The following is a 14,045-nucleotide window of genomic DNA, read 5'->3' on the forward strand; positions in this document are numbered from 1 at the left end:
TACTGCAGGGGGGACCCTGTGGGAGAGTAGGACGCCGCCGAACAATCATTGTGGGAAAGCCCCGCACCTTCTGGTGCGGGGCTTTTCTGCGTTCAGGGCACCCCAGCCCCGGCGGCCCCCATGGGGGACTCCTGTAGGGTCAGGGGGCATCGATTCGACCATTTCTAGCGTCACAGTGGAGGCCCCCGGGTGGAGGTCCAGGAGACTCGGGTTCAGACTGACCGAATTTTCACCATTCCGAACATCCTGAGCATGGCCCGTCTCGTCGGCGTGCCGCTGTTCCTCTGGCTGATCCTGGCAGGGCACGACGGTTGGGCATTGCTCGTGCTCATGCTCAGCGGGATCAGTGACTACCTAGACGGGAAACTCGCGCGCCGCTGGAATCAGATCAGCAATCTGGGCCGGCTGCTGGACCCCGCCGCGGACCGCCTCTACGTCCTGACCACGCTCTTCGGCCTGACCTGGCGCGAGATCCTGCCCCTGTGGCTCACCGCGGCGCTCCTCGCCCGTGAGGCAATGCTGCTGGTCATGGTGTGGATCCTGCGCCGGCACGGCTATCCGCCGCCGCAGGTCAACTTCCTCGGCAAGGCCGCGACCTTCAACCTGATGTACGCCTTCCCCCTGCTGCTGCTCAGTGACGGGACCGGATGGTTGGCCTGGATGGCGTCCGTTTTCGGATGGGCGTTCGCAGGATGGGGTACAACGCTCTATTGGTGGGCAGGAATCCTTTACGTGGTGCAAGTCCGCCGTTTGGTCAGGGCTGCCACGGCCGATTGAGCTCACTCGGCGCCGGTACTGACGCGGAGGAGTTGCGGAGTATCCGTCCGGGAAGGGTGAGGTCGGCTGGACCGTCATCTCTCTAGGAGGACTCTTCCGACATGAAGGCCGTCGTGATGGCCGGTGGCGAAGGTACGCGGCTTCGCCCCATGACCTCAAGCATGCCCAAGCCGCTCCTGCCGGTGGCGAACCGGCCGATCATGGAGCACGTGCTGAGGCTGCTCAAGCGCCATGGGCTCAGCGAGACCGTGGTCACGGTGCAGTTCCTGGCGTCCCTCGTCAAGAACTACTTCGGTGACGGCGAGGAGCTCGGGATGGAGCTCACCTACGCCAACGAGGAGAAGCCTCTGGGCACCGCCGGCAGCGTGAAGAACGCCGAGGAGGCCCTGAAGGACGACACGTTCCTCGTGATCTCCGGCGACGCGCTGACCGACTTCGACCTGACCGACCTCATCAATTTCCACAAGGAGAAGGGCGCACTGGTCACGGTGTGCCTGACCCGGGTGCCGAACCCGCTGGAATTCGGCATCACCATCGTGGACGAGGAAGGGAAGGTCGAGCGCTTCCTCGAGAAGCCGACATGGGGGCAGGTGTTCTCGGACACCATCAACACCGGCATCTACGTCATGGAGCCGGAGATCTTCGACTACGTCGACCCGGACGTTTCGGTCGACTGGTCCGGCGACGTCTTCCCGCAGCTGATGAAGGAAGGCCGGCCGATCTACGGCTACGTCGCCGAGGGCTACTGGGAGGACGTGGGCACCCACGAGAGCTACGTCAAGGCGCAGGCCGACGTCCTCGAGGGCAAGGTCCAGGTCGACATGGACGGCTTCGAGATCTCGCCCGGCGTCTGGATCGCCGAAGGAGCCGAGGTCAGCCCGGACGCCGTGCTGCGCGGGCCGCTGTACGTCGGGGACTACGCCAAGGTCGAGGCCGGCGTCGAACTGCGCGAGCACACGGTCGTCGGGTCGAACGTCGTCGTGAAGAGCGGGGCCTTCCTCCACAAGGCCGTCGTCCACGACAACGTCTACATCGGCCCGCACAGCAACCTGCGCGGCTGCGTCATCGGCAAGAACACCGACATCATGCGGGCCGCGCGCATCGAGGACGGGGCCGTCATCGGCGACGAATGCCTCGTCGGTGAAGAATCCATTGTCCAGGGCAACGTGCGGGTGTACCCGTTCAAGACCATCGAGGCCGGCGCCTTCGTCAACACCTCGGTGATCTGGGAGTCGCGCGGTCAGGCGCACCTGTTCGGTGCCCGCGGCGTCTCCGGGATCCTGAACGTGGAGATCACCCCCGAGCTGGTGGTCAAGCTGGCGGGCGCCTACGCGACGATGCTGAAGAAGGGCGCGATCGTCACCACGGCCCGTGACCACTCCAGAGGCGCCCGGGCGCTCAAGCGCGCCGTGATCTCGGCGCTCCAGGCCAGTGCCATCGACGTCCGTGACCTGGAGAACGTACCGCTGCCCGTGGCCCGTCAGCAGACGGCCCGCGGTGCGGCGGGCGGCATCATGATTCGGACCTCGCCCGGTGTGCCGGACTCGGTGGACATCATGTTCCTCGACGAACGAGGAGCCGACCTCTCGCAGGCGCAGCAGCGCAAGCTCGACCGGGTGTACGCGCGCCAGGAGTACCGGCGTGCCTTCCCCGGGGAGATCGGTGACCTGCAGTTCCCGTCGAGCGTCTTCGACTCGTACACGGGCTCGCTGCTGCGCCGGGTCGACACCACCGGGATCGCGGACTCCGGGCTCAAGGTGGTCGTGGACGCCTCGAACGGCAGCGCCGGGCTCGTGCTGCCGAGCCTCCTCGGCCGGCTCGGTGTCGACGCGCTGACGATCAACCCCGGTCTCGACGAGTCCCGGCCGACCGAGAGCCGGGAGTCGCGGCGGGCCGGGCTGGTGCGCCTCGGGGAGATCGTGGCGTCGGCCCGGGCGGCCTTCGGGGTGCGGTTCGACCCGGTGGGCGAGCGGATCTCCCTGGTGGACGAGCGGGGCCGGATCATCGAGGACGACCGGGCGCTGCTCGTGCTCCTCGACCTGGTGGCCGCCGAGAAGCGCAGCGGCAAGGTGGCCCTGCCGGTGACCACGACGCGGGTGGCCGAGCAGGTGGCCGCGTACCACGGGACTCAGGTCGAGTGGACGACGACCTCGCCCGACGACCTGACCCGGGTGGGCCGGGAGGAGACCACGATCTTCGGCGGGGACGGCCGGGGCGGTTTCATCGTTCCGGAGTTCTCCAGCGTCTTCGACGGCTCGGCGGCGTTCGTGCAGCTGATCGGCCTGGTGGCGCGGACGCAGCTCACCCTGAGCCAGATCGACGCCCGGATCCCGCGCGCCCACGTGCTCAAGCGGGACGTGCCCACCCCCTGGGCCGCGAAGGGGCTGGTCATGCGGAGGGTCGTGGAGGCGGCCGGCGACCGGCAGGTGGACACCACGGACGGGGTGCGCGTGGTCGAGGCCGACGGGCGGTGGGCGCTGGTCCTGCCGGACCCGGCGGAGGCGGTCACCCACCTGTGGGCCGAGGGTCCCGACGACGCCTCGGCGCAGGCACTGCTGGACGAGTGGGCCACGGTCGTGGACGGTGCCGGCCAGCACTGACCGGAACGCGCCCGCCGCGCGGCGTGGTCACGGCGGGCCGGGTGCGGGGAGTCACCCGGCCCGGCCCGCCGGACGAGCGCATTCGGTACGGGCCGTGCCGCCGTGCGACGATGTGCGGCATGTCGCAGCCGCCCAACAACCGGAGTTCGGCCACGCCGCCCGCGCGCCCGGACGCGTCCATGTCGCTGCTGACCCACGTGATGGACCACAGCCTCGACGAGGGGTATGCGGAAGCCGCGGCTCGGCGCGAGGCGGACGGTACGGCGGGCCTGCCCCGTACGCTCAGGGCCAAGCTGGCGCTCGCGGCCGGGCTGGTGCTGGCCGCCATGGTCGTCACGCTCGGTGCCGCGCAGGCGCGGGTGTCGGCACCCGTGCTGGCCAAGGAGCGCCAGGAGCTGATCGACCGGGTGCAGCGGGCCAACGACCACGCGGACGGGCTGGAACGCGACACCGAGCGGCTGCGCACCGAGGTCGCGGACCGGCAGCGCGCGGCGCTGAAACAGCAGGTCGGCGAGCGGGGCAGGCTGGTGGAACTGCTCGCGGGTGCAACCGAGGTGCACGGTCCCGGCGTCAAGCTCGTGGTGGACGATGCCAAGGGCGCCTCGTCGGGCGGCGGTGGCGGCCCGCGCGAGAGCGCCGGGTTCTCGGACACCGGCCGGGTGCGCGACCGGGACATGCAGCGGATCGTCAACGGGCTCTGGCAGTCGGGTGCGGAAGCCGTCGCGATCAACGGGCAGCGGCTGACGGCGCTGTCGGCGATCAGGGCCGCGGGTGACGCGATACTGGTCGACAACAAGCCGCTGGTGCCGCCGTACGAGGTCCTCGCGGTCGGCGAGAAGAAGCGGCTCGGGACCGCGTTCCAGGACTCCTTGGACGGTCAGTACCTCCACGTCCTCCAGGAGAGCTACGGGATCCGGTACGCCCTGACCCCGATGGACGAGGTGCGGCTGCCCGCCGCGTCGAGCCTGACCGTCCGCACAGCCACAGCAGAAGAGCCGAAGAAGGGTGCATCGTGATCGCGGTACTGGGCCTCTTGGCCGGAGTGGTGGTCGGGCTTCTGGTCCGGCCCGAGGTGCCGGCCGTGGTGGAGCCTTATCTGCCGATCGCCGTGGTCGCCGCGCTCGACGCGGTGTTCGGGGGTCTGCGCGCGATGCTGGACGGGATCTTCGTCGACAAGGTCTTCGTGGTGTCCTTCCTGTCGAACGTGGTCGTGGCGGCGCTGATCGTCTTCCTCGGCGACAAGCTGGGCGTCGGCTCGCAGCTGTCGACGGGCGTGGTCGTCGTCCTCGGCATCCGGATCTTCTCCAACGCCGCGGCCATCCGCCGGCACGTCTTCCGGGCGTGAGGCCGATGAGCACGGAGAGCACCCCGTCCGGTGAGCCGGAGGTCCCCGGGCGGCCCGAGCCCCGGCCCGAGCCGCCCCGTCCCCAGGAGGCTGGACAGCGGCCCCTGCCGGCCGCGCCGGAGCAGACCGGGCGCCAGCGCCTGGCCGCCGGGCTGTGGCCGCCCCGGTTCAGCCGGGCCCAACTGATCGTCGCGCTGCTGCTGTTCGTCCTGGGCCTCGGCCTCGCGATCCAGGTGCGCTCCAACAGCGACTCCAGCGCGCCGCTGCGCGGTGCCCGCCAGGAGGACCTCGTACGGATCCTCGACGAGCTGGACGGGCGGACCCAGCGGCTGGAGGACGAGAAGCAGCGGCTGGAGGACCAGCGCAAGGAGTTGCAGAGCAGCTCCAACCAGGCCGAGGAGGCGCGTCGGCAGACGGTTGAGAAGGAGCGCCAACTGGGCATCCTGGCCGGTACGGTGGCCGCACAGGGCCCGGGCATCACGCTGCGGATCACCGACACCAAGGGTCAGGTGCGTTCCGACCAGTTGCTGGACACCCTCCAGGAACTGCGGGCGGCCGGGGCGGAGGCGATCCAGATCAACGGAGTGCGGGTCGTGGCGGGCTCGTACTTCTCGGACGAGGGCGGCGGGGTCGGTATCGACGGTAAGAAGATCACACAGCCCTACGAGTTCAAGGTCATCGGCAAGCCGCAGGATCTGGAGCCCGCGCTGAACATCCCGGGAGGTGTCGTGCAGACCATGGAGAAGGAACAGGCCACGGTCGCCGTCACACGGTCGGCGAAGATCGTTGTGGATGCCTTGCGGGCTGCGAAGCAGCCTGACTACGCTCGGTCGTCATCACCGTGATGCGGGGTGGGATGTGGACGGGCTCACGCGGGCCGACGCCTGCGGGGGGTCGACGCACGGAAGTCGCCGTGCGTGGTGGAAACTGTCTGGTGGTTACGGACGTTGTCAGAATGTCCGGGTCGGCAGGTGTGTGCATGCAGAGTTCGTCCTGCCCCACGGGCGGGTCTGTTTCGGTCAAGGGGAATCGCCCGTGAAGTTGTTTGAGAAGTTGTTCGGCAAGAAGAAGAACGAGGAAAGCGGTGCCGCGCGGCACCGCTCGGGGCAGCCGGAAGGGCCGGGCGACAGGCCGCTCTTCCGCGACGAGGTGGCGGGCCCCGGTGACAATTCGGGCGCGCCCGGCGCGTCGTCCGTTGACCCCGCCGGTTCCGGACGCATAGGTTTCGGTGAACCATCAACCTCTAGTGCGGGTGGAGGGTTTGCCTCCGACCCCTATGCCACCAATGCCTCCGCGGGGCAGCCGCGGCGCGAGGAGCCGTCCATGTCGGCCGAGCAGACGTGCGGCAGGTGCGGGCACCGCAGCGATGCGGCGAGCCGTTTCTGCTCCAACTGCGGGGCGCCGCTGCGGCCGGGTCTGACGCCGGAGCGTGCCTCGGAGACCACGTCCACCATCTCGATCTCGGGCCTCGAGGCCTACGAGGCCGAGGGGTCGGGCCAGCACGTGTCGTCCTCGCTCTCCCCCGAGGCCCAGGCCGCGGTGGAGGCACTGCCGCCCGGTTCGGCCCTGCTGATCGTGCGGCGCGGACCCAACTCCGGCAGCCGCTTCCTGCTGGACGGCGAACTGACCACCGCGGGCCGGCACCCGCAGAGCGACATCTTCCTGGACGACATCACCGTGTCCCGCCTGCATGTCGAGTTCCGCCGGAGCCCGGAGGGCGGCTTCACCGTCGCCGACGTGGGCAGCCTCAACGGCACGTACGTGAACCGCGAGCCGATCGACTCCGTCGCCCTGCACAACGGTGACGAGGTGCAGATCGGCAAGTACCGGCTGGTCTTCTACGCGAGCCTGCGGGGCGTCTGACCCCCTCGGACACCGTCCGGGGGGAACCCGACTCCCGGACACCGTCCGGGGGGACCCCAGGGAAGGTTCCATGCTGCGTACCCCGACGGGCGGTGCCCCGAAGAACGGCACCGCCGGCTCGGCCGGGCAGCTGGTCAGCATCGGCACGGTGCTGACCATGCTGCGGGACGAGTTCCCCGAAGTCACGATCTCGAAGATCCGCTTCCTGGAGGCGGAGGGCCTGGTCGAGCCCCGGCGCACACCTTCCGGATACCGCAAGTTCAGCACGGAGGACGTGGAACGGCTCGGACGCGTCCTGCGCCTCCAGCGTGATCACTACCTGCCGCTGAAGGTCATCCGGGAACAGCTCGACGCGCTCGACCGCGGTGAGCAGATCCGCATTCCCGCCCCCGCCGCGCACGGGGAGTCCGTGGATCCGGCGCAGCCTTCCGCCGGGTACGGGGAGGCGGGCGGTGAGAAGCCCGCGGCGGCCCGGGTCGGCAGGGCCGAGCTGATCGCCGCCGCCGAGGTGGACGAGGCGCAGCTCGCGGAGTGGGAGTCGTACGGGCTCGTCTCCGAGGCGCCCGGCGGCGGTTTCGACGCCGGGACGCTGGCCGTGGCGCGGCTGATCGCGGATCTCGGCCGGTTCGGGCTGGAGCCGCGTCACCTGCGCGGCATGAAGGCGGCGGCGGACCGGGAGGCCGGTCTGGTGGAGCAGCTCGTCGCCCCGCTGCGCCGGCACCGCAATCCGCAGACCAGGGCGCACGCCGAAGCCACGATGAGGGAGCTCGCGGGGCTCTCCGTCCGGCTTCACGAGGCCCTGGTCCAGACCGCTCTGGGGCTCCGTCCGCACTGACCGGACGGGTCCCGGAGGAGCCCCGACTACCCAAACCTGCCGGGCAGGTCCTAGGGTTGCTGTGTGAACGAGCTCGACGTTGTGGGTGTCCGGGTGGAAATGCCCTCCAACCAACCGATCGTGCTCCTGCGTGAAGTGGGAGGCGACCGGTACCTCCCCATCTGGATCGGTCCTGGGGAGGCGACAGCCATTGCCTTCGCGCAGCAGGGCATGGCCCCTGCCCGGCCGCTGACGCACGACCTGTTCAAGGACGTGCTGGAGGCGGTCGGTGAGGAGCTCACCGAGGTCCGGATCACGGATCTGCGGGAGGGCGTGTTCTACGCGGAGCTGGTCTTCGCCAGCGGGGTCGAGGTGAGCGCGAGGCCGTCGGACGCCATAGCGCTGGCCCTGCGCACGGGAACGCCGATCTACGGCAGCGACGGCGTGCTGGACGACGCCGGGATCGCGATTCCCGACGAGCAGGAGGACGAAGTGGAGAAGTTCCGCGAGTTCCTCGACCAGATCTCCCCCGAGGACTTCGGCACGGGCCCGCAATAGCCGCGCCGGCGGCCGCGTCGTCCACCGGGAACTGTCAGCCCATTCGAGTAGCCTTTCCCCGCAATGGGGTACGGGAAACCACTCTCAGGGTGATTATCACTCGGCGTGCCGAGTGTGGCGATCGTTGACGCACCCCTGGTCACTGCCTACCTTCAAGGTGGGCAGGTCAAGGACGGAGGGTCGGGCGTGAGGATCACGGGCGACGGCACGACCGGGGGCACCCCCGCGCGGAGCGACGGCGGGACGTACCCGCTGCACGGCGGCGCGGCCGGTCCCGCGCACCGTCAGCCGGCGACCGCGCCGGTCGGGCCGCTGAACGAAGGCCCCGTGTCCGAGCAGGTCGGCTACCGCGGCCCGACGGCCTGCGCCGCCGCCGGGATCACCTACCGGCAGCTCGACTACTGGGCGCGGACCGGTCTCGTGGAGCCGAGCGTGCGCCCCGCCTACGGATCGGGGACACAGCGGCTGTACAGCTTCCGCGACGTGGTCGTCCTCAAGATCGTCAAGCGCTTCCTCGACACCGGGGTGGCGCTGCAGAACATCCGCACCGCCGTCCAGCACCTGCGCGACCGGGGTTTCTCCGACCTGGAGCGCATGACGCTGATGAGCGACGGCGCGACCGTGTACGAGTGCACCTCCCCGGACCAGGTCGTGAGCCTGCTCCAGGGCGGGCAGGGCGTCTTCGGCATCGCGGTGGGCGTCGTCTGGCGCGACGTGGAGAACGCGCTGTCGCAGCTGCACGGGGAGCGGGTGGACACCGGGGAGACCCTGGTCGGCCACAACCCGGCCGACGAGCTTGCCGCCCGCCGCAACCGGGCCGTCTGAGTCTCCGGGACCGCGCCGGCGCGAGCCCCTCGCGGGTCGCGGGGCGCTGATCACCGCGTTGTCAGTGGCATAGGGCAGCATCGGTGCGGTGAGAGCCGCGCCGACCATCCTGCACCTGGACATGGACGCCTTCTACGCCTCCGTGGAGCAGGCGTCGAAGCCCAGCCTGCGCGGGAAGGCCGTCATCGTCGGAGGGCTCGGACCGCGCGGCGTGGTCGCCACGGCCTCCTACGAGGCGAGGCGGTTCGGAGTGCATTCGGCGATGCCGACCGCGCAGGCCCGCCGGCTCTGCCCGAACGGCGCCTACCTGATCCCGCGCTTCACCCTCTACCGCGAGGTCAGCGAGCTGGTCATGGGCCTCCTGCGGGAGCTCTCGCCGCTGGTGGAGCCGCTCAGCCTGGACGAGGCCTTCGTGGACCTGGAGGCGGGCGGCTCGGCCTTCGACTCGGCGAGCGCCCGCGCCGCGGGAGAGCGGCTGCGGGCGGACATCCGGGCCCTCACCGGGCTCAGCGGCTCGGTGGGGCTCGCCGGGTCCAAGATGCTCGCCAAGGTGGCCTCGGAGGAGGCCAAGCCCGACGGGCTGCTGCTGATCGAGCCGGGGACCGAGCGGGAGCTGCTGGCGCCCATGCCGGTGCGCACCCTGCCCGGGGTGGGGCCGGCCACGGGGGAGCACCTGCGCCGGGCCGGGATCACCACCGTCGGGGACCTGGCCGAGGCCGGTGAGGACGAGCTGGTGCGGATGGTGGGCCGGGCGCACGGCGTCGGGCTCCACCGGATGGCGCTGGGCCTGGACGACCGGCCGGTGGTCGCCGAGCGCGACGCGAAGTCCGTGTCGGTGGAGGACACCTTCGACGTGGACCTCCACGACCGGGTGCGGATCCGGAACGAGGTCCAGCGGCTCGCCGACCGGTGCGTGGGGCGACTGCGCGCCTCGGGGCACTCGGGCCGCACCATCGTCCTGAAGGTCCGCCGGTACGACTTCTCGACGCTGACCCGCTCCGAGACCCTGCGCGGGCCCACGGACGACCCCGCGGTGGTGCGGGAGGCGGCCGCGCGGCTGCTGGAGGGCGTGGACACCACCGGCGGGGTGCGGCTGCTGGGGGTGGGCGTGACGGGGCTGGCCGACTACACCCAGGAGGACCTGTTCGCGCAGGCCCAGGCGCTGGCCGCCGCCGAGGGGGAGGCGGGGGAGCCGGAGCCGTTGCCGGGGCCCGCGGAGGCCGGCGAGGGCCCTGCCGCTCCCGCCCCGGACGGCGGGCCCGGGGAGGTGCCCGGGGCGGCCCTGGAGGGCCAGGAGGCCGCTCCCGTCCGGCACTGGGCGGCCGGGAGCGACGTACGGCACGCGGTGTACGGGCCGGGGTGGGTGCAGGGCAGCGGGCTGGGGCGGGTGACCGTTCGGTTCGAGCAGCCCGGATCGCCCCCGGGCCGGGTCCGTACCTTCCGGCTGGACGACCCGGAACTGGAGGCTTCCGACCCGCTGCCCCTGGTGGGGAAGGACACCTGGGGCTGTGACCGGAAGGGCCGGTGAGCCTTTCCGGCCGCGGCACCGGCTAGGGAGCGTCCTTCGGGTGGGGGTGCTGGAAGTCGGAGGGGAGGGCCACGTCCAGGCCGTAGTGGTGGTAGAGCTGGAGCTCCTGCTCGGGGGAGAGGTGGCGGCCGACCCCGAAGTCGGGGGCGTCCTTGATCAGGGAGCGTTCGAAGGGGACGCGCAGCGCGTCGTCCACCACCTCGCTCGGTTCCAGGGGGACGAAGGCGTCGCGGCCGAAGAGGCCCGTCCGGACGGCGGCCCACTCCGGGACGCCCGTGGCGTCGTCGAGGTAGACCTCGTCCACGGTGCCGATCTTGGCGCCGTTGCGGTCGAACGCCTTGCGGCCGATCAGGCTGCGGGGATCGATGTCGGTCTGCACGGTCCCTCCGTACGGTCGCAGTGCTCACAGCTCATCCGTAATGACTACAAAAGTGCATATCCGGAGAGGGGGCCACTCGAGGGAGGGTCGAGAACGTCGCTGGTAGGCTGGGTGACGGCTGTTGACCCTGTGCGGGAGAGTCCTCCGAGTGAGTTCGACGGAGGCGCCGAAGGAGCAAATCCTCCCCGGAATCTCTCAGGCATACGTACCGCACGTGACGAGGCCACTCTGGAAAGCAGGGGCAGGTACCGGGACCGCAGTACCGGGACCCTCCCCTCACCGACGGTGAAAGCCGGAGCTCTCGGGCGAACCCCGCGTCTCCGGTGAAGCTCTCAGGTTGAGATGACAGAGGGGGAGGCCGTCCGGGTGCCCGCGCCGTGGTGCCCCTCGCAGGTCGTACGACCAGGAGGCCTCCGTAATGACCGCCAACCGCATTCCGCTCTCCCAGCTCGAGCGGGGCATCCCCTTCGAGCAGCGTCACATCGGCCCCGACGCCGAGGCGCAGGCGAAGATGCTCGCCCAGGTGGGCTACGGCTCCCTCGACGAGCTGACCGCCGCCGCGGTACCGGATGTGATCAAGACCGCCGAGGCGCTGAACCTGCCCGCAGCGCGGACCGAGGCCGAGGTGCTGGCCGAGCTGCGTTCGCTCGCCGACCGCAACCAGGTGCTCTCCCCGATGATCGGCCTCGGCTACTACGGGACCTTCACCCCGCCGGTCATCCTGCGCAACGTCATGGAGAACCCGGCCTGGTACACGGCGTACACGCCCTACCAGCCGGAGATCTCCCAGGGCCGCCTTGAGGCGCTGCTGAACTTCCAGACCCTCGTCGCCGACCTCACCGGCCTGCCGACCTCCGGGGCTTCCCTGCTCGACGAGGGCACGGCGGCCGCCGAGGCCATGTCGCTGGCCCGCCGCGTGGGCAAGGTCAAGGGCGGGGTCTTCCTCATCGACTCCGACGCGCTGCCGCAGACCATCGCGGTGATCGAGACCCGCGCCGAGCCCACGGGCGTCGAGGTCGTCGTCGCCGACCTGTCCGAGGGCATCCCGGCCGAGATCGCCGAGCGCGGCGTCTTCGGCGTGCTGCTCCAGTACCCCGGCGCCTCCGGCGCCGTCCGCGACATCAAGCCGGTCATCGACCAGGCCCACGAGCTCGGCGCGATCGTCACCGTCGCCGCCGACCTGCTCGCGCTGACCCTGCTGACCTCCCCGGGCGAGCTCGGCGCGGACATCGCCGTCGGCACCACCCAGCGCTTCGGCGTCCCGATGGGCTTCGGCGGCCCGCACGCCGGCTACATGGCCGTCCAGGCCAAGCACGCCCGCTCGCTGCCCGGCCGCCTCGTCGGCGTCTCCGTGGACGCGGACGGCAACAAGGCCTACCGCCTGGCCCTCCAGACCCGCGAGCAGCACATCCGCCGCGAGAAGGCCACCAGCAACATCTGCACCGCCCAGGTGCTGCTCGCCGTCATGGCCGGCATGTACGCCGTCTACCACGGCCCGGACGGCCTGAAGACGATCGCCCGCCGCACCCACCGCTACGCCGCGCTGCTCGCGGCGGGCCTGACGGCCGGCGGGGTCGAGACGGTGCACGGCTCCTTCTTCGACACCGTCACCGCCCGCGTGCCCGGCAAGGCGGCCGAGGTCGTCGCCGCCGCCCGCGAGGGCGGGGTCAACCTGTACCAGGCCGACGCCGACCACGTCTCGATCTCCTGCGACGAGACCACCACGCGCGCCGACATCGAGGCCGTCTGGGCCGCCTTCGGCGTGACCGCCGACATCGAGGCCCTGGACGGCGACACCGCCGACGCGCTGTCCGAGGGCCTGCTGCGCTCGGACGCGTACCTGACCCACCCGGTCTTCCACCAGCACCGCTCCGAGACCGCGATGCTGCGCTACCTGCGCAAGCTCTCGGACAAGGACTACGCGCTGGACCGCGGCATGATCCCGCTGGGCTCCTGCACCATGAAGCTCAACGCGACCACCGAGATGGAGCCGGTGACCTGGCCCGAGTTCGGCCAGCTGCACCCCTTCGCCCCGGTCGAGCAGGCCGAGGGGTACCTCACGCTCATCACCGAGCTGGAGGAACGTCTCTGCGAGGTCACCGGCTACGACAAGGTCTCCATCCAGCCGAACGCCGGCTCCCAGGGTGAGCTCGCGGGCCTGCTCGCGGTGCGCGCCTACCACCGCGCGAACGGCGACGAGCAGCGCACCGTCTGTCTCATCCCGTCCTCCGCGCACGGCACCAACGCCGCGAGCGCCGTGATGGCCGGCATGAAGGTCGTCGTCGTCAAGACCGCCGACGACGGCGAGGTGGACGCGGACGACCTGCGCGCCAAGATCGAGCAGTACCGTGACGAGCTCGCCGTGCTCATGATCACGTACCCGTCGACGCACGGTGTGTTCGAGGAGCACGTCGCCGACATCTGCGCCCAGGTGCACGACGCCGGCGGCCAGGTCTACGTGGACGGCGCCAACCTGAACGCCCTGGTCGGCCTGGCCAAGCCGGGTCACTTCGGAGGTGACGTCTCGCACCTGAACCTGCACAAGACCTTCTGCATCCCGCACGGCGGCGGCGGTCCGGGCGTCGGCCCGGTCGGTGTCCGGGCGCACCTTGCCCCGTACCTGCCGAACCACCCGCTCCAGCCGACCGCGGGCCCGGAGACGGGCGTCGGCCCGATCTCGGCCGCGCCGTGGGGTTCGGCCGGCATCCTGCCGATCTCCTGGTCGTACGTCCGCCTGATGGGTGGCGAGGGCCTCAAGCGCGCCACCCAGGTGGCGGTGCTCGGCGCCAACTACATCGCCAAGCGCCTGGAGCCTCACTACCCGGTGCTCTACACGGGCCCGGGCAACCTGGTCGCCCACGAGTGCATCATCGACCTGCGCCCGCTGTCGAAGGCGACGGGCGTGAGCGTCGACGACATCGCCAAGCGCCTGATCGACTACGGCTTCCACGCGCCGACCATGTCCTTCCCGGTGGCCGGCACGCTGATGATCGAGCCGACGGAGTCCGAGGACCTCGCCGAGATCGACCGCTTCTGCGACGCGATGATCGCGATCCGCGCCGAGATCGAGCGGGTCGCGGGCGGCGAGTGGCCGGTGGACGACAACCCGCTGGCCAACGCCCCGCACACGGCTGCCGCCCTGGGCGGCGAGTGGAACCACCCGTACACCCGTGACGAGGCGGTCTTCCCCGGCGGGGTCTCCGCGGCCGAGAAGTACTGGCCGCCGGTGCGCCGGATCGACGGCGCCTTCGGTGACCGGAACCTGGTCTGCTCCTGCCCGCCGCTGGACGAGTACGACAACTGAGTCCGCGGCGGCCGGGCCCGCGGCCCGGCGGTCCCCTGACGGGGCGCTGACA

The 14,045-nt window shown here is 70.9% G+C and carries 12 protein-coding genes and 1 riboswitch; of the genes, 11 read left to right on the forward strand and 1 reads right to left on the reverse strand.

What is annotated here, in order from left to right; translation table 11 throughout:
• The first annotated feature begins 189 nt into the window (after nucleotides 1-189).
• From clsA to AC069X_RS35225, 10 genes are all read left to right on the forward strand, one after another.
• Entirely contained in the window at nucleotides 190-777 is a 588-nt protein-coding gene (clsA, locus tag AC069X_RS35180) for a cardiolipin synthase ClsA (RefSeq protein WP_478735271.1), read from the forward strand.
• A gap of 101 nt (nucleotides 778-878) precedes the next feature.
• Nucleotides 879-3,377 carry a sugar phosphate nucleotidyltransferase gene (locus AC069X_RS35185; RefSeq protein WP_478735275.1) on the forward strand — a complete coding sequence of 833 codons (2,499 nt, stop codon included), beginning with the start codon at nucleotides 879-881 and terminating at the stop codon, nucleotides 3,375-3,377.
• Between the two features lie 110 nt (nucleotides 3,378-3,487).
• On the forward strand, nucleotides 3,488-4,393 hold the full coding sequence (locus AC069X_RS35190) for a DUF881 domain-containing protein (protein ID WP_478735276.1): 906 nt from the start codon (nucleotides 3,488-3,490) through the stop codon (nucleotides 4,391-4,393).
• Nucleotides 4,390-4,722 (forward strand): small basic family protein, encoded by a 333-nt coding sequence (locus tag AC069X_RS35195; RefSeq protein WP_007262894.1) that lies wholly within the window; start codon nucleotides 4,390-4,392, stop codon nucleotides 4,720-4,722. Before AC069X_RS35190 ends, AC069X_RS35195 begins: the two co-directional genes overlap by 4 nt.
• Nucleotides 4,723-4,727: 5 nt before the next feature.
• Nucleotides 4,728-5,567, forward strand: coding sequence for a DUF881 domain-containing protein (locus AC069X_RS35200; protein ID WP_478735279.1), 840 nt, complete (start codon nucleotides 4,728-4,730; stop codon nucleotides 5,565-5,567).
• Nucleotides 5,568-5,697: 130 nt separating this feature from the next.
• On the forward strand, nucleotides 5,698-6,585 hold the full coding sequence (locus tag AC069X_RS35205) for an FHA domain-containing protein (protein ID WP_478735281.1): 888 nt from the start codon (nucleotides 5,698-5,700) through the stop codon (nucleotides 6,583-6,585).
• Between the two features lie 70 nt (nucleotides 6,586-6,655).
• Entirely contained in the window at nucleotides 6,656-7,420 is a 765-nt protein-coding gene (gene ftsR / locus AC069X_RS35210; protein ID WP_478735283.1) for a transcriptional regulator FtsR, read from the forward strand.
• A gap of 63 nt (nucleotides 7,421-7,483) precedes the next feature.
• Nucleotides 7,484-7,957, forward strand: a complete 474-nt coding sequence (locus AC069X_RS35215) for a bifunctional nuclease family protein (protein ID WP_007262890.1) — start codon at nucleotides 7,484-7,486, stop codon at nucleotides 7,955-7,957.
• Nucleotides 7,958-8,143: 186 nt separating this feature from the next.
• The gene (locus AC069X_RS35220; RefSeq protein ID WP_478735284.1) at nucleotides 8,144-8,782 is read left to right on the forward strand and encodes a MerR family transcriptional regulator; all 639 of its coding nucleotides are present in this window, start codon (nucleotides 8,144-8,146) and stop codon (nucleotides 8,780-8,782) included.
• A gap of 88 nt (nucleotides 8,783-8,870) precedes the next feature.
• Complete coding sequence (locus AC069X_RS35225; protein ID WP_478735286.1) at nucleotides 8,871-10,310, forward strand: DNA polymerase IV; 1,440 nt, start codon at nucleotides 8,871-8,873, stop codon at nucleotides 10,308-10,310.
• A 22-nt stretch (nucleotides 10,311-10,332) separates the two neighbouring features.
• Here AC069X_RS35225 and AC069X_RS35230 read toward each other — a convergent pair whose 3' ends face one another.
• Complete coding sequence (locus AC069X_RS35230) at nucleotides 10,333-10,689, reverse strand: PRC-barrel domain-containing protein (RefSeq protein WP_478735288.1); 357 nt, start codon at nucleotides 10,687-10,689, stop codon at nucleotides 10,333-10,335.
• Nucleotides 10,690-10,811: 122 nt separating this feature from the next.
• Nucleotides 10,812-10,910, forward strand: a riboswitch (glycine riboswitch).
• A 197-nt stretch (nucleotides 10,911-11,107) separates the two neighbouring features.
• On the opposite strand from AC069X_RS35230, the gene gcvP reads away from it, so the two are divergent.
• Nucleotides 11,108-13,993, forward strand: coding sequence for an aminomethyl-transferring glycine dehydrogenase (gene gcvP, locus AC069X_RS35235; protein ID WP_478735290.1), 2,886 nt, complete (start codon nucleotides 11,108-11,110; stop codon nucleotides 13,991-13,993).
• Nucleotides 13,994-14,045 lie beyond the last annotated feature (52 nt).

The organism is Streptomyces sp. NPDC043896, from assembly GCF_056435605.1.